The organism is Pseudomonas sp. ACN8, from assembly GCF_002303925.1.
GTDB lineage: Bacteria > Pseudomonadota > Gammaproteobacteria > Pseudomonadales > Pseudomonadaceae > Aquipseudomonas.
Genome location: NZ_MRCS01000050.1, coordinates 15,054 through 36,672, shown reverse-complemented (window position 1 = coordinate 36,672; position 21,619 = coordinate 15,054). Strand labels below are relative to the sequence as shown.

Sequence of the window (21,619 nt, the reverse complement as noted above, 5' to 3'; positions counted from 1 at the left end):
GCTCCTTCCAGCAATAATGTAGTTAAACAGTAACCGTTCCTATAATAGCCCTCAGCCATGCATGAAGACTTTACAGCAACAATCGGCCCCAGCAAAAACAGACTAGAAATCTGACTAAGCTAGAAAGATCATTACTTTATACCTATCTGTAAAAAACATACTTAAGCACATACACTTTTTTACGAATCTAACCGAAAGCGATAATATACTCTAGAGTGCTCAGCGAGGCGGGCAAAACAGTTCGATCAATACCATGGGTAATGAATGCACCTTTCCCTGTTTGTTGCGCAAATACGCACAAAAGTTGAGCAACCAACCCCATCAATAACCAGTCTTCCCTTATACCTGGAAAATTCATGGGTGCTATAAAAAAACCTAAAATTAAAGGAGAGGCGGATAGTTCAGCTTGGTCATTCAATGACTCGATTAATTTCAAGCGATCTTCACCTACTACCTGCCCGACATTAAGAGTCGGTGACAATTTTTCTAACAACGAATTTATCAATTCCATTATCGGAGCAAAATCCACGCGATCTGACTCCTGCTGCTGGCAGCCTGGCCCTATATATCTGTACGTTCTTCTATCTAGCCAAGCCTGCTCAGAGAGCGTGAGATAATTGAACAACTCCTCAAGTAGCACCTTGTTTTCCAAAAGCTTTTTCAACGTGGACGTTTGAATTTCCGGCAATCCATTGAAAATCATACCTAATACATACAGCTCCTGCTCTAGAATAAACTCCCAATGACCACTCATGTATTTGAAGTTGCTCATAGTGTTAGCCTTGCAAAAACAGCAGCTTGATGTATTTCTTTTTCCAAGGAGGTTAGAGAAAGTGATCCAATAGCGAGACCTGCAAAAAAAAGTAGTGCAGAAACCAAATGACCAAACTCTATATACAGCGCCACCAGAGCTCCAACATCGGAATATTTCTCTAGCACTCTATCAATTTCGCAAATCACATATAAACAATTGTGATCAACCTCTACTTTATTTTTTGAGATCGAGAACGACTTTGAACAAGGGAAGTAGTCAACTGTGTATTTTTTAAAAATAATTCTTGGACGAAAAGAATGAATAGCCCCATTGGATGGATATACCCTCAAGGCGCCTCGCCCCACGCCTTCAAACTGCCAATCCGTCACACCCCTATTTTCAAAGACCGAGATGATTTTATTTAAAATTGAGATTTCTTTTCTGCACAGCTCAAGTTTTTCCAGGCCAAGATTATAAATACCCTCTTCAGCTTCCGAAAACCGCCCAAATTTATTAGCCTTGGCGTGCATTTTATTTATGGCATTTAAACGACCTGCCTGACCATATCGAGTCATCGTACGCTCCTTATACAACATCTCACTGTATGGGCAGTCACCTCCAACCTTGAAAGCTGGTACGAATTGAATATAACGCCGCACATTAGCACTAGAACAACTAGCAACATAAGCACTGCCAGTACACACATCATACTTTATTAATAATTTTGATACAGGCGAGAAAGCATAAATCATATGAGTGCCCCATCCCGTCTCAGCTCCCGAATACCAAGCCAGTTAATAACCATGATACGAACTAAATAGCTGACACCAATAGCGTGTATCAAGCCGCCTGCGCCAATGAAACGCAAGTAGATCAGTGCAACGACAGGAATAAAATAAAAACAGAGCATAGCCAAATTGGCTTTAAGTAGTAAAGCATTGCGGTTTTGCACTCTCAAGGAGCCACCCATAGCGATGACAGCTGCCATAGCTGGAAAATACAACATAGCCACTACAACATTAATGCAAATTAAATAATTTAATCTTTGATAAAACAAAGCTACATATATCAACAACAAGAGAACTGGTATATACCAAGTATATCTAATCGTATACATGTAGTTCTGCATAGAAAAAGCAACCGCATCAGTTTTGGAGAACGACACTAGCAGCGTAGTCACCTTGCTCGCGACAATCCAGCTCGCCGTCATGAACGCCAATGGCAAGCGATAAAACTCATAGTGCTCCTGCAACGTGATATAAGCCGAACTAGAAATCAGAAAGGTACACGCTACAACTGATAGTACCGTACCGGTTTCAGGAAAAACGATCCGACTATAGCCTTTAAATTCATTCAAATATTTAAACTCTAGAACACGTCGCCAAAAACGTGTGATGCCAAGATGCTTTTTTGCCATATTGAAGGTCATCTTCATTATCGCCAGCTCCAAAAGCAGCAATACGACCCCGACATAGACCAAACTTGAATACAAACCGTAATCACTGAATATATAATACAGCCCTAAAGTTGCCGAAACGGCACACAACTGAAAGAGAAAAATATATAGACCATGCCCAGCTTGAGCCAACACCGAGTAATTTAGCGTGGTTAGAGTAATAACGATAAGCGATAGCGCCCTTAGCGCAATGAACACATTAAAATCCTCGATAGAATCCAAGCCACCTGCCAGTAAATAGTTTGCCAAAATCCAGTATGCGCTGCCAACCACTCCGGATAGAATTAGCAAATAGATCAAGACTATTATATAGGCTTGCGCAGCTGACTCTCTAGACTTTTGGAGATACGCCATTAACCAAGGGGTTAGCAATGCACCGAATGCACCAATTAGATCAATATTAAAGCTTAAACGGCCGAAATTATCCGCCCAAAACAACTCATACACCCACATAATACCAAGAACCTTGACCGCATCCAAAAGCCCTGAGAGCATAAATAAATAATTACTAGTTTTCTCAGAGCCCACTTGGAGACACTCCAAAAGTACCGGTATAGAAGGGGATCTCCTGTGAGTGATGAGGGATATCTAATACTTTAGACAGTAGGCTATCGTCAGTGGCGGGCGTAACTACTCCCTGGATACTAGCACCGCTGGCGGAAAGCACGAACTCATGCATTATTCTGCCGGCTTCTACCATTAGATTTCTGAACGAACGGTCATGCCTGTAACGCCATGCATAAACGCTAGGATCCACAGTTAACACGACTGAGTAATTAGCTGAAAGTGGTGCTCGCATCCCCCAGTTTACTGTGGAAATTTGAGATGAAAAATCACCTGACTTAATCAACGTTAACATTGCGCAGTCTTTATTTATTATATAAATCCCTCTAGCAAAATCGCTAACCGAGTAAATCAGCAAATAAATATTGAACGCACAGCCATAACTTTTTGTATATTTTTCTATTTCACTGACCTTGCTTTTCGATTGGACCGTTTCAAATAGACGAGCCATTGCTATTTCGATGATAGAAATAAAAACTGTCTTATCCAATGGTTGGTCGTGAAAGGCACGTTTACTTCTTCTATTTAACATGGCCTGTCGATAATTTGTATTCCATCTTGTTGAGTCAGAACTTATACGCTCCAGAGAAATCGACTTAGCTCCTTGGGCATCTCTGGTATCCAGTACGGGACAGCCCTGCGATACCATATAAAAATCAAAAAGTTCTTCCAGAACGGTATTTCTATCCAGTCCACTGTCTACAAACTTTATGTGCCTAGAGGACATATATAGTGGCAAAGAAGCATCCCAACCTCTTGTTAGCCAATGCTCAATCGTTTTACTTTCGTACGGAATGTTTCTACGATTATCTGTGATTTCTTTTTCGAAGAAGTGGTCCCTCAAAAGATTTTTTTCTGTGGAATATACCTGACCGGACAACAGGTCCTGGATTTCCACCTGGTGGTTACCCGTGGAAAAATCAATGTGAAGATAGTTCATTTATTCTTTCTCCCACCGATCATCACCGCGCACATAATACCCTCTACAAAAGGATCTATATTCAGAAGACCTTCGAGTACTTTCGAGTTCATTCCATATTGAACCTTATAGCGAACTCTAGCTTTTTGGCAGAGGACCTCTACATTGCATGCGGCATGCCCTGCGTCCAAATGAACAGACCTGAAAGTTCGAGGTTCCCTATAGCGAAACATATTTCGCTCCCAAACGCAGGTCAGCAACACAACATGTCTGACCTTGAACGGAACATAAACCTCTGGCTCACCAAAGCAACAAGTATAAATATCACTATTTCTTACACTGATCTTCCCAAAAGCATTTTTTTCGCAGCAGTAGTGATAAATTTCTTTCTTTACGACATCGACTACATAGGCTTCTGTCGGGTGCCGGCTTCCGCCGCTTGGAATACTCTTTTGAAAAACCGGCTCCCCCTGACTCAAAGATTTAGTCCGCTGCTTCCCGAACGTGGCTACCACACTATTGAAAGAAAAATCCAGTGTGTTTAATTCAGCAAGTCGCTCAGTAACGGCTAAGGCCTCCGCAGGTGTATATTTCCAAGGCACATAGGATACTTTTTCATATATTTTCGAACGACTTATTTCTGCTTCTTCTTTTAGGTAGTCGGCCATCATCCCAGCGTCTTTTTTCCAACCATCAAAAGCATAATTAAAAAATTTGTAATTTCTAGTTCTTTCTAAGTAATCAGATGCCAAGCGCCAGTTGTACGATTCCAAATTAAAAAACTTCGCCTGACTCTCAATTGCTTGAATGGATGCACTATCCAGCACCAACTTGTGCTGTAACAAAGAGTCTTTTGCGTGCATCGAAATATTGAGATCGTACTCCTCATAGGCCTCGACGCTAACCGGATTTATTTTAATATCCAATAGAAATTTCGATACCTCACGTGAAATTTCGTACCGATCAGGTGAATTTATTAAATAAGCTAAATCATGATCTTCATAAGTATCTATGCGCAACAAACTATTTGTAGTAATCATGATCATCCTTGTCGTGACTATGTAATTTTTTGGGAAGGGGCGAGTCAGACCCGCCCCAGGCGTATCAGCGGGAGTTAGTGATTAACACCACCATCTCCATGCTGTAGCGCACCTTCGTTACGTTCAACAACTTTGAAATCTTGATTTGTAGTAGACATCATATTTCTCCTTATGATTTACACCAACGGCGTGTTGAGTGCAGCTCTAAATTTACATATGCGAACCTTTACGGCAATACTTTTTTTTCACACCAACCCACTACTATGCAGACGTAGATTACCGTTCTAATTTTTTTGATAAAACTTGATATCAACATATTTATTTTTTCTCAAAAGCAATAGAAGCGAACATTGATATCAACCTGAATTAACTTCGATTCCTGCTGGTTTTTTGGTCGTCTATTCCGCCCACGACGTGGAGACACTGATTTAGCCTGCATCTATTCCTTAAGGAAGCTCTCAAAAAGACTTCCAAATTTGGTGAAATACTCGCCTCCCGCGAACTGAACGGCTGAGCCTCGATGAAACAGATGTCCTTCGCCGATGCCGAGTACGCCGGCAAACGTAAGCAGACCCGCCGCGAGCGTTTCCTGATCGAGATGGATCAGGTCGTGCCCTGGAAGGGTTTGATTTCCTTGATCGAGCCGCATTATCCGAAGGGCGACGGTGGTCGTCCGGCGTATCCGTTGATGGCCATGCTGCGGGTTCATCTGATGCAGAACTGGTTCGGCTACAGCGATCCGGCAAAGGAAGAAGCACTTTACGAGATGACGATTCTGCGCCAGTTTTCGGGGCTCCACCTTGATCGGATTCCTGACGAAACCACGATCCTTAACTTCCGACGTCTGTTGGAAAAACATGAGTTGGCCGGCGGGATTTTGCAGGTCATCAACGGCTATCTGGGCGACCGTGGTTTGATGCTGCGCCAAGGTACGGTGGTCGATGCGGCGATCATTCATGCGCCAAGTTCGACCAAGAACAAAGACGGTAAGCGCGATCCCGAAATGCACCAGACGAAGAAAGGAAATCAGTATTTCTTCGGGATGAAAGCGCACATCGGCGTTGATGCCGAATCCGGCTTAGTGCATAGCCTGGTGGGCATGGCGGCCAATGTGGCGGACGTGACGCAGGTCGATCAATTGCTGCATGGCGAGGAGTCTTACGTGTCTGGCGATGCCGGTTACACCGGCGTGGACAAGCGTCCTGAGCTTCAGAATCGCAAGATGATCTGGTCGATTGCGGCGCGGCCCAGCAGCTACAAAAAGCACGGAAAACAGAGTTTGATCGGTCGTCTGCGGCGCAAGATCGAATACGCCAAGGCCCAAGTACGCGCCAAGGTTGAACATCCGTTTCGGGTAATCAAGCGTCAGTTTGGCTATACGAAAGTGCGCTTTCGCGGCCTGATGAAAAACACTGCGCAACAGGCCACGCTATTTGCCCTGTCGAACCTGTGGATGATGCGAAAACGGCTGCTGGTTGCGGGACAGGTGCGCCTGTAATGCGGGAAAAGCGCCTTGAAAAGGCGTTGTTCAACGGGTGAACCGATGAGTTAAGAACAGAAAAGGTCTGATTTCTGACCAAGCCAGCGTTTTTTGAACCTCAACCAAGGATGGCATCAAAAATCGCTGACTACTTCAGACCTTCCTTAAGGGTGTTTTCGCTAGCAACTTATAAAGGTCATCCATTCGTCGATATCCTACATACGAGTTGTCCGCTGTAGGACGATTCGCACCGTACCTGTCGAAACTGTCCGACTTGTGGCTTGGCAAAATGTTGGTAACACTTCTCTGCAACAAAGTCGGAAACAATTGCTCTGCTGGCCGGAAAAACACATTGAGATAATACAAACGCTAAGGAGAGTACTTTGCCTCAAGGGAATTTTTTTGCTGTTGGTAAACCACAATTTCAATCAGCCTGTGAGTTGGGACTCAATTCAGCGATACTTCTTTTGGTGATGGCTTGTGGATCAAGTCGAAACAACATGAATACAAGCTGGAGCGCTCAGGCTGCTACCAGATATGCAGGTATCAGCTGGCGAAAAGCTAAAATTGCTATTGAGCTTCTACAGGAACACAAAATCGTAGACAAACTGACTACGGGAAAACACCCACGCTACAGTCTAAACAAGCCAGCCGACCCCAAAGATTTAATATGGTTACCCAATAGCCTGATTCTGCCTATAGATAGCGGCCTGGCACCAATAGCCAAACTGCGACAGACTCAATGTTTGGAACTACTCCGGCTGTTCATCGAGCTTTATACATACCAACCTTTGGAAAGCCGCAGTTACCTATTGCGCACTCCAGAACCAAGCAACTTCGAAAAAACAATAATCAGAGATTTAGGTAGATATAGTTTATGCGGTTTCAAAAAGCTTTTTTCTACGAGCTCTCTGAACACTTCCAACCCAGAGCAGTACATGCAAACCGCCGCTACTGGAGGCATTTACCGCCTGCTTGAATTTATTGGCCTTGTAGAAAGCGATGTATACTTAGCCGAAGCAGACACCCTCACTTCTGAATTGATTCACCCTGTTACATTCAATGAAACTCCTAATGAGCTTATAGATGCCATTTCCAACTTCAAGAAAGAAGGATACGACTACGTTATCCCCATACGCAAAGAGATCCTTAGCGCCACACTTATTAATGTCTGGAGGCTTACACATCAGCCGAAAACCACTAGAACAGTCGCAGAGCATGATATTTACTTAGAAAATTGCAAAAAATTCTCTACTACCTATCGGCAAATTCATCTTGAATTTAAAGAACTGTGTTCGACCACTGATTAACAACCGTGAAAAGAAGATAATTAAGCTCAATTCATCTCCCCTACCAACCGTTTTTCCATGCCTACGCGCCCTCTTTGAGTCGCCACGGGGGCCTAAAACTCCACGCGTGTCACCAAAACATGCTCTACCGCCAATCTAGAGTGATAGTTGTTGCCAGAGGAGTGTTGTTCACAGACAAGACGGACTGCATCGGCATATAGCCTAAGGGTCCTTAGTTTTATCCAACGACAGAGCTTGTGCGATATTCTTCTGTCGCGGCAAGCATGGCAAGCTAGCCGACCTTCGAGGACTGAACCGATGCGCTCGCCCTTTCGCGCCACCCTGTTTGCCTGCCTGCTCGCCGTGGTGTGTGCCGGCATGTTGTGGGCGGCCTACAACTGGTTCCAGGGGCGTTACCTGCGCACGTTCAGCGAGCACACCGCGATGTTTTCCGGCGATCCGCTACGCCTTCCCGAATCCCTCGCCGGCCCCGGCGCCATCCGCCTGGTGCATTTCTGGGACCCGGCCTGCCCGTGCAATGTCGGCAATCAACAACACCTGACCGAACTGGTCGAGCGCTACGTTCCCCATGGCGTGGAATTCTATGCCGTGCAAAAACCCGGCAGCCACGGCCAGTTGCCGGGCACCTTGAGCAGCCTGAAAACCATCGACGTCCTGCCCGGTTCCGAACAGATCCCCGCCAGCCCGGCCGTGGCGATCTGGGATCGCAGCGGCAAACTGGCGTACTTCGGCCCCTACAGCGAAGGCCTGACCTGCAACTCGAGCAACAGCTTTATCGAACCGATCCTGCAAGCGCTGGATGAGGGGCGTGCGGTAAGTGCCACGCACACACTGGCCGTGGGGTGTTACTGCCCGTGGCCTGTCGAGCCAACTAAATAGGGAAAGACGCGGCAATACGAATCCCTCCTACGGGCGATGCGCCAAATCGGCACGCCGTGTTACACAGTGGCACCAGGAATCACAATAACAACAAGGAGTCTCCATGAATCGCAGCCTGACCGCTCTCGCTCTGTTGATCGTCATGCTGGCCGCCGGAGCCGGCGGGTACCTCTACAGCAAGCAGCCGTCACGCCAGGGCATGGTGGAACTGCAACACCTGCAAGGCTCCGTCACCGTGCGCTACGACGAGCGCGGCGTCCCGCATATCCGAGCCGACAACGAAACCGACCTGTACCGCGCCCTCGGCTATGTGCAAGCCCAGGACCGCCTGTTCCAGATGGAAGTCCTGCGTCGCCTGGCCCGTGGCGAACTGGCTGAAGTGCTCGGGCCGAAACTGCTCGATACCGACAAACTGATGCGCAGCCTGCGCATCCGCGAACGCGCCGAAACCTACCTGGCGAACCTCGACAAGCAGTCGCCCTCCTTCATCGCCATGCAGGCCTACCTGGATGGCATCAACCAGTATCAGGACAGCCACGCCAAACCCGTGGAGTTCGATGTGCTGGGCATTCCAAAACGCCCGTTCACGGCCCAGGACACCATCAGCATCGCCGGCTACATGGCCTACAGCTTTGCCGCCGCGTTTCGTACCGAACCCTTGCTGACATTCGTTCGCGATCAACTGGGACCTGAATACCTGAGCGTCTTCGATCTCGACTGGCAGCCCAAGGGCGTGCTCAACGGGACCGGCACCACTTTGGCCAGCGCCGACTGGAAAGACCTCAACGCCCTCGCCCGCCTGAGCGAACAAGCCCTGGCTGACAACGGCCTGCCACAGTTCGAGGGCAGCAATGCCTGGGTCGTCGCGGGCAGCCGCACCCAAAGCGGCAAGCCGCTGCTGGCGGGTGATCCGCATATCCGCTTTTCCGCGCCGTCGGTGTGGTACGAAGCGCAACTCTCTGCGCCGGGCTTCGAACTCTACGGCCACTATCAGGCCCTGATGCCGTTCGCTTCGCTGGGCATGAACCACGACTTCGGCTGGAGCATCACCATGTTCCAGAACGACGACCTTGACCTGATCGCCGAGAAGGTCAACCCGGACAACCCCAATCAGGTCTGGTATCGCGACAAGTGGGTGGACATGACGACCAGCGAGCAGCAGATCGCGGTCAAGGGCCAGGCACCGGTGACGCTGGTGCTGCGCCAATCGCCCCACGGCCCGATCGTCAACGATGCCTTGAGCAGCGGCGCCGGAAAAACGCCGATTGCCATGTGGTGGGCGTTTCTCGAAAGCCAGAACCCGATCCTGGAAGGTTTCTACCAGCTCAATCGCGCCGACACCCTGGCCAAGGCCCGCGGTGCCGCGTCGAAAATCCAGGCCCCGGGCCTTAACGTTGTCTGGGCCAATGCCAAGGGTGACATCGGCTGGTGGGCGGCGGCGCAATTGCCTAAACGCCCGGCGGGTGTACGCCCGTGGTTCATCCTCGACGGCAGCACCACCGAGGCGGACAAGGACGGCTTCTACCCGTTCACGGCCAACCCCCAGGAAGAAAACCCGGCGCGGGGCTACATTGTCTCGGCCAACTTCCAACCGGTGTCGCCGACCGGCATGGAGATTCCCGGCTACTACAACCTTGCCGACCGTGGCCAACAGCTCAATCGTCAGCTCAGCGACAAAGCGGTCAAGTGGAATCTGGAAAACAGCCAGAAGCTGCAACTGGGCACCACTACCGCTTACGGCCCACGCTTGTTGGCACCGCTGTTGCCGGTATTGCGCGAAGTGGTGAGCGATCCCGCCGAACTCAAACTGGTGGAGCAACTGGCCCAGTGGCAAGGCGATTACCCGATCGACTCGACCAGCGCCACGCTGTTCAACCAGTTTCTGTTCAACCTGGCTGACGCGACGATGCACGATGAGCTGGGTAACGACTTCTTCGAAACACTGCTCTCGACCCGGGTGATCGACGCCACGCTCCCCCGCTTGGCCGCCAGCGCCGATTCACCGTGGTGGGACAACCGCACCACCCAGGGCAAGGAAACCCGGGGCGATACGGTGAAGACCGCCTGGCAAGCCAGCCTCGCGCACCTCAAGAGCACCCTCGGCGCAGACGCCTCGCAATGGCAGTGGGGCAGCGCGCACACATTGACCCATGGCCATCCGTTGGGGCAGAAAAAGCCGCTGGACCTGTTCTTCAATGTCGGCCCCTTCGCCGCACCGGGCAGCCATGAAGTGCCGAACAACCTCTCGGCGAAGATCGGCCCGGCTCCGTGGCCTGTCACCTACGGCCCTTCGACCCGGCGCCTGATCGACTTCGCCGACCCGGCCCACAGCCTGACCGTCAACCCGGTCGGCCAGAGCGGCGTCCTGTTCGACAGTCACTATGATGATCAGGCCGAGGCCTACATCGAGGGGATGTACTTCCAGGCGCATCTCAATGATGAAGAAGTCACGGCCAATGCCCGCAGTACCTTGAAGCTGTTGCCGGCGCGGGCTGCGCCATAATTCGGTGTCGACAGGACTGGCCTCATCGCTAGCAGGCTAGCTCCCACATTGGTCCGGTGCATGCAGATCCATTGTGGGAGCTAGCCTGCTAGCGATGGGGCCCGCAAGACCAACGCAACTCCTGGCTCAAACCATCGCCGCAAAATGCAACCTGAACTGCTGCGGCGTCACTCCCAATCGGCGATTGAACACGCTGCGCATGTGCTGAGCATCACGAAAACCGCATTGATAGGCCACGGTCTTGAGCGGCGCGCGGGTGCTTTCCAGCAGCGTCCGTGCCGCATCGACCCGTGCGCGCTCAACGAACTCGGCCGGGGTGATTTTCGCTTCCCTGGCGAACACCCGGGAGAAGTTGCGCGCACTCATGTTGGCGGCATTGGCCAGGTCAGCGATCGTCAGGTCGCCCGTCAGATTGGCCAGCACGTAATGCTGGACCATTGCCACCGCAGAAGTAGGTTCGGCGTGGGGCGTAAGGAACGGGCTGAATTGCGACTGCCCGCCCGAACGCTGGGTGAACACTACCAGTCGCTTTGCGACGCTCAGTGCAACTTCCGGCCCGTGATCCCGGCCCAACAGATACAACGACAGATCGATCCCCGCAGTGACACCGGCCGAGGTGAACAGCTCACCGTCCTCGACATACAGCCGATCCGCTTCCACCCGGGACGAGGGACACAGCGCCGCCAGATCCGAGGCGTCCTGCCAGTGCGTGGTGACCGTGCGCCCCTCCAGCAACCCCGCCCGAGCGAGCATGAACGCGCCGTTGCAAATCGAGCCAAAGCGTTTGGCCCGCGCACAGGCATCGCGCAACCAGCCATCGAATGTCATGCCGAAATCCATGAACGGCAACTGCGGCCCGCCAGCCACCAGCAACAGGTCATACGGCTCCAGCGCTTCGCTGAAATGCCGATGGGCATTGAGTGCCAAACCGTTGGAGCACGCCATCACCCCGCGCTCGACGCCGATCACCTCAAGACGATAGTGATCTTGCGCAGCAAGAAAACGATTGGCCTCGGAAAACACATCCATGGGGCCGGTGACGTCCAGCGACTGGACGCCAGCGAACACCACGATGGCTACGGTTTTACTCATGGTTCGAAACGCCTCTCATGGCACTGAATGCAACGCTCACCTGTAGGAGCGAGCCTGCTCGCGATGGACGTCAACGATGACGGGGGCTGTCTGGATGTACGCGGTGCCCTCACGTGCATCGCGAGCACGCTCGCTCCTACAGCGTCTGCGTGCACCCTAGCCAATCCACGCCCAACAAGCGAGGTTGGCGCGATATGCACGCTCATTGGCCGGGATCGCAGCCATGGATCGATTGTCCGGTTTCGGGGACCGGAACAGACTGAAACCCTCATCACGACGAGGAAAATTCCATGAGCACCACCATCGCCGGCATCAGGATCCCCGACAGCGCACTGGCCAAGGCCACCACCGAATACATCCGTGACATCGAGTCCGACCTGCTCTACCACCACTCGCGTCGGGTCTTCCTGTTCGGCGCACTGAGCGGCGAGCGCAAGCAACTGGCCTACAACCCGGAGTTACTGTACGTCGGCGCGATGTTCCATGACCTGGGCCTGGTGCAAGGTCATCGCAGCGACAACGAGCGCTTCGAAGTCGACGGTGCCAACGCCGCAGCGGCGTTCCTCAAGCCCTGCGGGTTGAGCGATGACGACATCGAACAGGTCTGGCTATCGATTGCCCTGCACACCACCCCGGGCGTGCCCCGGCACTTGCGGCCTACCGTGGCGCTGGTCACGGCGGGCGTCGAGATGGACGTGCTGGGCATGGACTACGCAGCATTTTCCAGCGCGCAGCGCGAAGCAGTGGTGCATGCGCATCCACGGGGCGAGGGATTCAAGGAGTGCATCATCTGCGCGTTTGCCGACGGCTTGCGTCATCGCCCCCAGACCACGTTCGGCAATGTGAAGACTGATGTGCTGGTGGATCAGGAGCCGGGGTTCAAGCCGATGAACTTCGTCGAGGTCATCCGCAAATCTCCCTGGATTGCCTAAAACCACTGTAGGAGCGAGCCTGCTCGCGATAGCGCTGTGTCAGGCAACAATTCAGTCGACTGACACTCCGTCATCGCGAGCAGGCTCGCTCCTACAGGGGGATTGGGTAAACCACAAAACCGTGGCCAACCCGACTTCAGGCTCAAGCCGCTTCCGGCGCCTGTGCGCGACGCACATCCGGTTGCTTCCACGAATCGGCTGCTGCCTCTTCGATTGCTTGCTGGATCGCACGTTTGCGGCTTTCTTCGGCACGACGGCTGAAGAACCAGACCATGAAAGTCACGATGGACACCGCCAACAGGATCAGACTGGCCACGGCGTTGATCTCGGGCTTGACCCCCAGACGTACCGCCGAGAAAACTTCCATCGGCAGGGTCGTGGAACCCGGGCCCGACACGAAGCTCGCCAGCACCAGGTCATCGAGGGACAACGCGAAGGACATCATGCCGCCCGCCGCCAGCGAAGGCGCGATCATCGGGATGGTGATCAGGAAAAACACCTTCCACGGCCGCGCACCCAGATCCATGGCCGCCTCTTCGATGGACAGGTCCAGCTCGCGCAAGCGCGCCGACACCACCACCGCCACATAGGCCGCACAGAACGTGGTGTGGGCGATCCAGATGGTGACGATGCCGCGCTCCTGCGGCCAGCCGATCATCTGCGCCATGGCCACGAACAGCAGCAACAGCGACAGACCGGTGATCACCTCAGGCATGACCAGCGGCGCAGTCACCAGGCCACCGAACAGCGTGCGGCCCTTGAAGCGCGTAATGCGCGTCAGGACGAACGCCGCCAGTGTACCCAGTGCCACCGCCGCCACCGCCGTGTAGCAGGCGATTTCCAGCGAGCGCACCACCGAGCCCATCAGTTGGCTGTTGTCGAGCAGGCCGACGTACCACTTGATCGACCAGCCACCCCACACCGTTACCAGTTTGGAGGCGTTGAACGAGTAGATCACCAGGATCAGCATCGGCAGGTAGATGAACAACAGACCCAGTACCAGCATCAGGCTGGAGAAACGGAAGCGCTTCATTCTTTACCCTCCATTTCCTTGGCCTGACTGCGGTTGAACAGGATGATCGGCACAATCAGGATCGCCAGCATCACTACCGCCAGGGCAGACGCCACCGGCCAGTCACGGTTGTTGAAGAACTCTTGCCAGAGCACTTTACCGATCATCAGGGTTTCCGGACCGCCGAGCAGTTCCGGGATCACGAACTCGCCCACCACCGGGATGAACACCAGCATGCAGCCGGCGATGATGCCGTTTTTCGACAGCGGCACGGTGATTTTCCAGAAGCTGTTGAAGGTGCTCGAACCCAGGTCCGACGCAGCTTCCAGCAGGCTCTGGTCGTGCTTCACCAGGTTGGCGTACAGCGGCAGGATCATGAACGGCAGGTAGGAATAAACCACGCCGATGTAGACCGCCAGGTTGGTGTTGAGGATCTGCAGCGGTTCGTCGATCCAGCCCATGCTCATCAGGAAACCGTTGAGCAGGCCATTGTTGCTGAGGATGCCCATCCACGCGTAAACGCGGATCAGGATCGCGGTCCAGGTCGGCATCATGATCAGCAGCACCAGTACCGTTTGCACTTCCTTGCGCGCAACGGAGATACCGTAGGCCATCGGGTAGCCGATCACCAGGCAGAGGATGGTGCTGAAAAGCGCCATCTTCAACGAGCCGAGGTAAGCGGCGATGTACAACTCGTCACCGGCCAGCATCGCGTAGTTGCCCAGGTTGAGCAGCAACTGCAGCTTCTGCTCGGCGTAGCTGTAGATTTCGGTGTAGGGCGGAATGGCCACGTCCGCTTCGGCGAAGCTGATCTTCAATACGATGAAGAACGGCAGCATGAAGAACAGGAACAGCCAGATGAAGGGAACCCCGATGACCATCTGACGGCCACCGGGAATTATTCGATTGAGTCGACGCTTGAGTTTGCGCATGTTCATGAGCGCAGCACCACGCCGCTGTCGTCTTCCCAATACACGTAGACCTGATCACCCCAGGTCGGACGCTGCCCGCGACGCTCGGCGTTGGCCACGAACGACTGCACCAGCTTGCCGCTTGTCAGTTCGACGTAAAACACCGAGTGCCCGCCCAGGTAGGCGATGTCGTGCACCTTGCCACTGGACCAGTTGTATTCGCAGGTCGGCACGGTCGGGGTCACGAGCAGTTTTTCCGGACGGATCGCGTAGGTCACGGATTTGTCTTGCACCGAGGTGCTGATGCCGTGGCCCACGTAGATCTTCCGGTCGAGGTCCTTGCAGGTGATGATCGCGTGGCCTTCGGCATCGTCAATCACTTCACCGTCGAAGATGTTCACGTTACCGATGAATTCGCAGACCAGACGGCTGGTCGGGGTTTCGTAGATGTCGATCGGGCTGCCGATCTGGGCGATCCAGCCCAGGTGCATGATCGCGATGCGCTCAGCCATGGTCATGGCCTCTTCCTGGTCGTGGGTCACCATGACGCAGGTTACGCCGACGCGCTCGATGATCTCCACCAGCTCCAGTTGCATTTGCGAACGCAGCTTCTTGTCCAGTGCGCCCATCGGCTCGTCGAGCAGCAGCAGCTTCGGACGCTTGGCCAGGGAACGGGCCAGGGCCACGCGCTGACGCTGGCCGCCGGACAACTGATGCGGCTTGCGCTTGGCGTACTGGCTCATCTGTACCAGCTTGAGCATGTCGGCCACCCGCGCATCGACTTCAGCGGCGGGCAGCTTGTCCTGCTTGAGGCCGAAGGCAATGTTCTGCGCCACGGTCATGTGCGGGAACAAGGCGTAGGACTGGAACATCATGTTGATCGGCCGCTCGTAGGGCGGCATGTCAGTGATGTCTACGCCATCGAGGAAAATGCGCCCCTCCGTGGGCCGTTCGAAACCTGCGAGCATGCGCAGCAAAGTGGATTTGCCCGATCCCGAACCGCCGAGCAGGGCGAAAATCTCGCCTTTCTTGATTTCCAGGGACACATCGTCCACGGCAATCGTCTCGTCGAACTTCTTCGTGACCCGGTCGATTTTGACCAGCACCTGTTTAGGTTGCTGGTCGCCCTCGAGGGCTTTCTTATAGGCGCCGGAGGCAACTGCCATTTACGAAACTCCCAGAAAAAAAGAGTGCAGTTCGCTCAAGGTGAGCCAACCTTGGATAGTTTGAGCCTTGAAGCTATTTACCCGACTTGACCTTGGTCCAGCTGCGGGTCATCAAACGTTGAATGTTCGGTGGTAACTCGACCGACACGTAGGTCTTGTCGAGCACCGCTTGCGGTGGATAAACCGCTTCGTCGGTGCGAATGGACTGTTCCATCAGTTTGTCCGACCCCGGGTTTGGGTTGGCATAGCCGACGTAATCGCTGACCTGGGCAATCACCTCAGGCTTGAGCAAATAATTGATGAAAGCGTTGGCCTGCTTGACGTTGGCCGAGTCCTTCGGAATCGCCAGCATGTCGAACCAGAGTGCACCGCCCTCTTTCGGAATCGAGTAGGCGATGTTCACGCCTTTCTTGGCTTCTTCGGCGCGGTTCTTGGCCTGGAAGATGTCGCCGGAGAAACCGATCGCCACGCAGATGTCGCCGTTGGCCAGATCCGCGATGTACTTGGAGGAGTGGAAGTAGGTCACGTAAGGGCGCACTGCAAGCAACTTGGAGGTGGCCTTTTCATAGTCCTTGGGATCAGTGCTGTTAGCGTTCAGGCCCATGTAGTTGAGCACTGTCGGCATCATTTCATCGGCGGAATCGAGGAAGGCTACACCACAGCTTTGCAGCTTCTTGATGTTCTCCGGCTCGAACAGTACGCCCCACGAATCAATCGTATCGACACCCAGCACAGCCTTGACCTTGTCGACGTTGTAACCGATGCCGTTGGTGCCCCACAGGTACGGCACGGCGTACAGGTTGCCCGGATCGTTCTGCTCCAGGCGCTTGAGCAGCACCGGGTCGAGGTTGGAATAGTTCGGCAGTTGCGACTTGTCGAGCTTCTGGAATGCCCCGGCCTTTATCTGTTTGCCGAGGAAGTGGTTCGACGGCACGACCACGTCGTAGCCGGTACGCCCGGCCAGCAATTTACCTTCCAGGGTTTCGTTGGAATCAAAGACGTCATAAACCGGCTTGATACCGGTCTCTTTCTGGAAATCGGCCAGGGTGGTCTCGCCGATGTAGTCCGACCAGTTATAAATATGCACGGTACCGGCGGCCTGAACACTGACAGCAACTGTCAGCCCGGCACCCACCAGCAAGGCATTACGCAACATAGAAAAAATAGGCAAGTGGAGGTCCTCTGAAATTAGTTGGGCCAAAGTTGCCCCGCGTTACATGACAACCGTGGTTGTCCGGCAACAAAACCGGCGCGCAACTTACCCTCGAAAAACCGTTCCAGCAAAACTTTTATGCAGTTGCACCTGTGGGAGCGAGCCTGCTCGCGATGGTCGTCAACGATAACGATGGGTGCCTGACACCCCGCGGCGCTCTCAGGTTCATCGCGAGCAGGCTCGCTCCTACAAGTTAATTACTTATTTACCGGATTTGATCTTGGTCCAGCTGCGGGTCATGATCCGCTGGGTCGCGGCCGGCAAGTCGGCAATCGCGTACAGCTTGGCCAGCACGTCCGCCGGTGGGTAAACACCCGGGTCGCTGGTGATGTCTTTATCGACCAACGCAGTTGCAGCCGCGTTACCGTTCGGGAAACGCACGGCGTTGGTGATTTCAGCCATGATTTCCGGCTTCTGCAGGAAGGTCATGAACTTGTAGGCGCCTTCGACGTTTTCGGCATCTTTAGGGATGGCGACCATGTCGTAGAAGCTGCCGGCACCTTCTTTGGGAATGTTGTAGCTGACTTTCACCTTGCCACCGGCTTCTTCCGCGCGGGACTTGGCCTGGTAAATGTCACCCGAGTAACCCACGGCCACGCAGATGTTGCCGTTGGCCAGGTCGGAGATGTACTTGGACGAGTGGAAGTAACCTACCGAAGGACGGATTTTCAGGAACAGCGCTTCGGCTTCGGCCAGTTGTTTCTTGTCCTGGCTGTCGGTTGGATAGCCCAGATAGTGCAGCGCCACCGGAATCATCTCGGTTGGCGAATCGAGGAAACTGATACCGCACGACTTCAACTTCGCGGCGTTTTCAGGTTTGAACAGCAGGTCCCAGGAGTTGGTCGGCGCGTCGGCACCCAGTGCAGCCTTGACCTTCTCCGGGTTGAAACCGATACCGATCGAACCCCACATGTACGGGAAGGCGTGCTCGTTGCCCGGGTCGCTCACGGAAACGGCCTTGAGCAGGTCGGTGTTCAGGTTCTTCCAGTTAGGCAGCTTGGACTTGTCCAGCTTCTGGTAGACGCCAGCCTTGATCTGTTTGGCCAGGAAGTTGTTCGACGGTACAACGATGTCGTAACCGGACTTGCCTGCCAGCAACTTGGCTTCCAGGGTTTCGTTACTGTCGAAGACGTCATAGACAACCTTGATGCCCGACTCGTCTTCAAACTTCTTGACGGTGTCCGGTGCGATGTAGTCGGACCAGTTGTACACGTGCAGTACTTTGTCATCGGCCTGAACCGCGCCCGCCATAAAACCCATCACGGACATGGCAAGCAGAGTCTTGCCAGCGAGCTTTTTACCTAGTGCCTTCATGCGTAATGCTCCAAATTTTTCTTTTTTGAACCACTTGTTCAGCAACCGAACCCGGGCAGCTGGAACCGCGGCTAGTCTGGCAAGATCCACATCGGTCTTTCAAGGAAAGGCCACGCTTTCTGACGGTTCCGAGCGAAAGTTCCTACTTCATATGCAGAACTTTGGACTTCCGCTCAGAGCCTAGCACTTAGCCCTGCAATGCACTCAGGGTCAGGTCAAGACACTTGCGAGCCTTGGTCACCAGCTCATCGATTTCCGCCGGTGTAATCACCAGTGGCGGAGCGATGATCATGGTGTCGCCGACGGCGCGCATGATCAGGCCGTTATCGAAGCAGAACTGGCGGCAGATCATGCCGACGCCCTTGCCTTCGTAACGCTTGCGCGTGGCCTTGTCCTGGACCAGTTCGATGGCCCCCAGCAGACCCACCCCACGAACCTCACCCACCAGCGGGTGATCGTTCAGTTCCCGCAGACGCTTTTGCAAATACGGTGCCGTTTCTGCATGTACGCGCTCGATAATCTTCTCGTCGCGCATGATGCGGATGTTTTCCAGAGCCACCGCAGCCGCTACGGGGTGACCTGAGTAAGTGAAGCCGTGGTTGAAATCGCCGCCTTCGTTGAGCACGTCCACCACTTCATCACGCACGATCAGGCCACCCATCGGGATGTAGCCCGAGGTCAGGCCCTTGGCGATGGTCATCATGTCTGGCTTGAGGTCGTAGAAGTCGGCACCGAACCACTCGCCGGTACGACCGAAACCGCAAATCACTTCGTCCGCCACGAACAGGATGTCGTACTTGGCGAGGATTTCCTTGATGCGCGGCCAGTAGGTCTCTGGCGGAATGATCACACCACCCGCGCCCTGGATCGGCTCGGCAATAAAGGCACCGACGTTGTCGACGCCGACTTCCAGAATCTTTTCTTCCAGCTGGTTGGCCGCCCATACACCGAACTCTTCCGGGGTCATGTCGCCGCCTTCGGCGAACCAGTACGGCTGGGCAATGTGAACGATGCCCGGGATCGGCAAGTCGCCCTGTTCGTGCATGTACGTCATGCCACCCAGGCTCGCGCCGGCCACGGTGGAACCGTGATAGCCGTTCTTGCGGCTGATGATGACTTTCTTGTTCGGCTGGCCCTTGATCGCCCAGTAGTGACGAACCATACGCAGCATGGTGTCGTTGCCTTCGGAGCCGGAACCGGTGAAGAACACGTGGTTCATGCCTTCTGGCGCGATGTCGGCGATAGCCTTGGCCAGTTCCAGTACCGGCGGGTGCGCAGTCTGGAAGAACAGGTTGTAGTAAGGCAGTTCGCGCATCTGTTTACTGGCGGCGTCGGCCAGTTCATCGCGACCATAACCAATCGCGACACACCACAGGCCGGCCATGCCATCGAGAATCTTGTTGCCTTCGCTGTCCCAGAGGTAAACGCCCTTGGCGTTGGTGATGATTCGCGGGCCTTTCTCTTTCAGCTGCTTGAAGTCGCTGAACGGAGCCAGGTGGTGATCATTGCTCAGGGTTTGCCATTCACGGGTTTGCGGATTGTTGCTGGTCATACGAATCTCCTAAAAAAATCAGGTGAAGGCGCCGCCAGACAGCGGCGGCGCCCGGCGCATCAGACGGCAAAGAGCAGGAATTCCCTTTCCCACGAACTGATCACGCGCTTGAAGTTTTCATGCTCGGCCCGCTTGACCGCAACGTAGCCAGTGATGAAATTTTTGCCCAGGTACCGCTCGATGGTCGCGCTGTTTTCCATGCGTTCCAGCGCGTCTTCGATGGTCAGCGGCAGGCGCAGGTTGCGGCGTTCATAACCACGACCCACCACCGGTGCACTCGGGTTCAGGCCTTCGACCATGCCGATGTAACCGCAGAGCAGGCTCGCGGCAATCGCCAGGTACGGGTTGGCGTCGGCGCCCGGCAGGCGGTTTTCCACCCGACGGTTTTGCGGCCCGGCATCCGGAACCCGCAGGCCCACGGTACGGTTCTCTTCGCCCCACTCCACGTTCACCGGCGCCGAGGTATCCGGCAGGAAGCGGCGGAACGAGTTGACGTTGGGGGCGAACAGTGGCAACAGCTCGGGAATGAGTTTCTGCAGGCCACCGATGTGGTGCAGGAACAACTGGCTCATGGTCCCGTCGTCGTTGGAGAAGATGTTCTTGCCGGTCTCGATGTCGATGATGCTCTGGTGCAAGTGCATGGCACTGCCCGGTTCGCCGGTCATCGGCTTGGCCATGAAGGTAGCGGCCACGTCGTGCTTGAGCGCGGCTTCGCGCATGGTGCGCTTGAACACCAGGATCTGGTCGGCCAGGGACAGGGCATCACCGTGACGGAAGTTGATTTCCATCTGCGCCGTGCCGTCCTCGTGGATCAGCGTATCGAGGTCCAGGTCCTGCAGTTCGCACCAGTCGTAGACGTCTTCGAACAGCGGATCGAATTCGTTCGCCGCTTCAATGGAGAACGACTGGCGACCGATTTCCGGACGACCGGAACGACCGATCGGCGGTTGCAATGGGTAGTCCGGGTCGTCACTGCGCTTGGTCAGGTAAAACTCCATTTCCGGCGCCACGATCGGCTGCCAGCCTTTGTCGGTATAGAGCTTCAGGACTTTCTTGAGCACGTTGCGCGGCGACAGCTCGATCGGGTTGCCTTGTTTGTCGTAGGTATCGTGGATGACGATGGCGGTCGGCTCGATGGCCCACGGCACCAGGTACACCGCGCTCTGGTCGGGACGGCAGATCATGTCGATGTCGGCCGGGTCGAGCAGTTCGTAATAGATGTCGTCTTCGACGTAATCGCCGGTCACTGTCTGCAACAGCACACTTTCTGGCAGGCGCATGCCTTTTTCGGCGATGAATTTGTTGGTCGGCGAAATCTTGCCCCGGGTAATCCCGGTCAAGTCGGCGATCATGCATTCGACTTCTGTGATCTTGTGGTTTTTCAACCAATCGGTGAGCTGGTCGAGGTTGTTACTCATAAATGCCTCTAGGCTTGAGTTGTCTGGCCCTTTTAAGGTCAGGCGTTGTTTGACGCATCGGCGTCGCGTTGTAGAGCGTTTGCGCGGCAGATTATCGTGCTTGC

Annotated in this window: 18 protein-coding genes; 5 read left to right on the top strand and 13 right to left on the bottom strand. The window is 54.0% G+C overall.

From position 1 onward, the window contains the following. Nucleotides 1–187: 187 nt before the first annotated feature. From BSF44_RS23915 to BSF44_RS23900, 5 genes are read right to left on the bottom strand one after another with little or no spacing between them, the layout of a single operon-like run. Nucleotides 188–772, bottom strand: coding sequence for a hypothetical protein (locus tag BSF44_RS23915; RefSeq protein WP_095945594.1), 585 nt, complete (start codon nt 770–772; stop codon nt 188–190). Next, the gene (locus BSF44_RS30035; protein ID WP_141250085.1) at nt 769–1,506 is read right to left on the bottom strand and encodes a hypothetical protein; all 738 of its coding nucleotides are present in this window, start codon (nt 1,504–1,506) and stop codon (nt 769–771) included. The genes BSF44_RS23915 and BSF44_RS30035 overlap by 4 nt, the downstream gene beginning before the upstream one ends. After that, nucleotides 1,503–2,738, bottom strand: a complete 1,236-nt coding sequence (locus BSF44_RS23910; protein ID WP_095945593.1) for a hypothetical protein — start codon at nt 2,736–2,738, stop codon at nt 1,503–1,505. Before BSF44_RS23910 ends, BSF44_RS30035 begins: the two co-directional genes overlap by 4 nt. Continuing rightward, nucleotides 2,728–3,714 (bottom strand): nitroreductase family protein, encoded by a 987-nt coding sequence (locus BSF44_RS23905; protein WP_095945592.1) that lies wholly within the window; start codon nt 3,712–3,714, stop codon nt 2,728–2,730. Before BSF44_RS23905 ends, BSF44_RS23910 begins: the two co-directional genes overlap by 11 nt. Beyond that, nucleotides 3,711–4,733 carry a hypothetical protein gene (locus BSF44_RS23900; RefSeq protein ID WP_095945591.1) on the bottom strand — a complete coding sequence of 341 codons (1,023 nt, stop codon included), beginning with the start codon at nt 4,731–4,733 and terminating at the stop codon, nt 3,711–3,713. Before BSF44_RS23900 ends, BSF44_RS23905 begins: the two co-directional genes overlap by 4 nt. Nucleotides 4,734–5,253: 520 nt before the next feature. On the opposite strand from BSF44_RS23900, the gene BSF44_RS23895 reads away from it, so the two are divergent. The 4 genes from BSF44_RS23895 (at nt 5,254) to BSF44_RS23880 (ending at nt 10,905) form a co-directional block, all read left to right on the top strand. After that, the gene (locus tag BSF44_RS23895) at nt 5,254–6,231 is read left to right on the top strand and encodes an IS5 family transposase (RefSeq protein WP_095945590.1); all 978 of its coding nucleotides are present in this window, start codon (nt 5,254–5,256) and stop codon (nt 6,229–6,231) included. A gap of 365 nt (nt 6,232–6,596) precedes the next feature. After that, nucleotides 6,597–7,523 carry a hypothetical protein gene (locus tag BSF44_RS30030; protein WP_141250084.1) on the top strand — a complete coding sequence of 309 codons (927 nt, stop codon included), beginning with the start codon at nt 6,597–6,599 and terminating at the stop codon, nt 7,521–7,523. 297 nt (nt 7,524–7,820) lie between these two features. Then, entirely contained in the window at nt 7,821–8,402 is a 582-nt protein-coding gene (locus BSF44_RS23885; protein ID WP_095945588.1) for a DUF6436 domain-containing protein, read from the top strand. A gap of 103 nt (nt 8,403–8,505) precedes the next feature. Further along, the gene (locus tag BSF44_RS23880) at nt 8,506–10,905 is read left to right on the top strand and encodes a penicillin acylase family protein (protein WP_095945587.1); all 2,400 of its coding nucleotides are present in this window, start codon (nt 8,506–8,508) and stop codon (nt 10,903–10,905) included. A gap of 126 nt (nt 10,906–11,031) precedes the next feature. Here BSF44_RS23880 and BSF44_RS23875 read toward each other — a convergent pair whose 3' ends face one another. After that, on the bottom strand, nt 11,032–11,997 hold the full coding sequence (locus BSF44_RS23875) for a GlxA family transcriptional regulator (protein WP_095945586.1): 966 nt from the start codon (nt 11,995–11,997) through the stop codon (nt 11,032–11,034). 290 nt (nt 11,998–12,287) lie between these two features. Here BSF44_RS23875 and BSF44_RS23865 point away from each other — a divergent pair, with 290 nt between their 5' ends. Further along, nucleotides 12,288–12,929 (top strand): HD domain-containing protein, encoded by a 642-nt coding sequence (locus BSF44_RS23865; protein WP_095945585.1) that lies wholly within the window; start codon nt 12,288–12,290, stop codon nt 12,927–12,929. A 142-nt stretch (nt 12,930–13,071) separates the two neighbouring features. Here the strand turns inward: BSF44_RS23865 and BSF44_RS23860 are convergent, their stop codons facing one another. The 7 genes from BSF44_RS23860 to BSF44_RS23825 form a co-directional block, all read right to left on the bottom strand. Next, a complete protein-coding gene (locus tag BSF44_RS23860; protein ID WP_008048751.1) occupies nt 13,072–13,962 on the bottom strand; it encodes an ABC transporter permease subunit in 891 nt (296 codons plus the stop codon). Beyond that, on the bottom strand, nt 13,959–14,840 hold the full coding sequence (locus BSF44_RS23855; RefSeq protein ID WP_172435394.1) for an ABC transporter permease subunit: 882 nt from the start codon (nt 14,838–14,840) through the stop codon (nt 13,959–13,961). Before BSF44_RS23855 ends, BSF44_RS23860 begins: the two co-directional genes overlap by 4 nt. A 35-nt stretch (nt 14,841–14,875) precedes the next feature. Beyond that, entirely contained in the window at nt 14,876–16,018 is a 1,143-nt protein-coding gene (locus tag BSF44_RS23850) for an ABC transporter ATP-binding protein (RefSeq protein ID WP_095945584.1), read from the bottom strand. Nucleotides 16,019–16,091: 73 nt separating this feature from the next. Then, the gene (locus BSF44_RS23845) at nt 16,092–17,189 is read right to left on the bottom strand and encodes a polyamine ABC transporter substrate-binding protein (RefSeq protein WP_095945583.1); all 1,098 of its coding nucleotides are present in this window, start codon (nt 17,187–17,189) and stop codon (nt 16,092–16,094) included. 243 nt (nt 17,190–17,432) lie between these two features. Further along, nucleotides 17,433–18,545, bottom strand: coding sequence for a polyamine ABC transporter substrate-binding protein (locus tag BSF44_RS23835; RefSeq protein ID WP_095945581.1), 1,113 nt, complete (start codon nt 18,543–18,545; stop codon nt 17,433–17,435). 187 nt (nt 18,546–18,732) lie between these two features. After that, nucleotides 18,733–20,097 (bottom strand): aspartate aminotransferase family protein, encoded by a 1,365-nt coding sequence (locus BSF44_RS23830; protein WP_095945580.1) that lies wholly within the window; start codon nt 20,095–20,097, stop codon nt 18,733–18,735. 59 nt (nt 20,098–20,156) lie between these two features. After that, nucleotides 20,157–21,515 carry a glutamine synthetase family protein gene (locus BSF44_RS23825; RefSeq protein ID WP_095945579.1) on the bottom strand — a complete coding sequence of 453 codons (1,359 nt, stop codon included), beginning with the start codon at nt 21,513–21,515 and terminating at the stop codon, nt 20,157–20,159. Nucleotides 21,516–21,619: the final 104 nt, after the last annotated feature.

Bases quoted from the DNA above. Each gene is read 5' to 3' on its own strand.
- BSF44_RS23860 (WP_008048751.1), bottom strand. From the start codon at position 13,962: ATGAAGCGCTTCCGTTTCTCCAGCCTGATGCTGGTACTGGGTCTGTTG.
- BSF44_RS23880 (WP_095945587.1), top strand. From the start codon at position 8,506: ATGAATCGCAGCCTGACCGCTCTCGCTCTGTTGATCGTCATGCTGGCC.
- BSF44_RS23850 (WP_095945584.1), bottom strand. From the start codon at position 16,018: ATGGCAGTTGCCTCCGGCGCCTATAAGAAAGCCCTCGAGGGCGACCAG.
- BSF44_RS23915 (WP_095945594.1), bottom strand. From the start codon at position 772: ATGAGCAACTTCAAATACATGAGTGGTCATTGGGAGTTTATTCTAGAG.
- BSF44_RS30035 (WP_141250085.1), bottom strand. From the start codon at position 1,506: ATGATTTATGCTTTCTCGCCTGTATCAAAATTATTAATAAAGTATGAT.
- BSF44_RS23885 (WP_095945588.1), top strand. From the start codon at position 7,821: ATGCGCTCGCCCTTTCGCGCCACCCTGTTTGCCTGCCTGCTCGCCGTG.
- BSF44_RS23825 (WP_095945579.1), bottom strand. From the start codon at position 21,515: ATGAGTAACAACCTCGACCAGCTCACCGATTGGTTGAAAAACCACAAG.
- BSF44_RS23895 (WP_095945590.1), top strand. From the start codon at position 5,254: ATGAAACAGATGTCCTTCGCCGATGCCGAGTACGCCGGCAAACGTAAG.
- BSF44_RS23900 (WP_095945591.1), bottom strand. From the start codon at position 4,733: ATGATTACTACAAATAGTTTGTTGCGCATAGATACTTATGAAGATCAT.
- BSF44_RS23875 (WP_095945586.1), bottom strand. From the start codon at position 11,997: ATGAGTAAAACCGTAGCCATCGTGGTGTTCGCTGGCGTCCAGTCGCTG.
- BSF44_RS23830 (WP_095945580.1), bottom strand. From the start codon at position 20,097: ATGACCAGCAACAATCCGCAAACCCGTGAATGGCAAACCCTGAGCAAT.
- BSF44_RS23865 (WP_095945585.1), top strand. From the start codon at position 12,288: ATGAGCACCACCATCGCCGGCATCAGGATCCCCGACAGCGCACTGGCC.
- BSF44_RS23835 (WP_095945581.1), bottom strand. From the start codon at position 18,545: ATGAAGGCACTAGGTAAAAAGCTCGCTGGCAAGACTCTGCTTGCCATG.
- BSF44_RS23905 (WP_095945592.1), bottom strand. From the start codon at position 3,714: ATGAACTATCTTCACATTGATTTTTCCACGGGTAACCACCAGGTGGAA.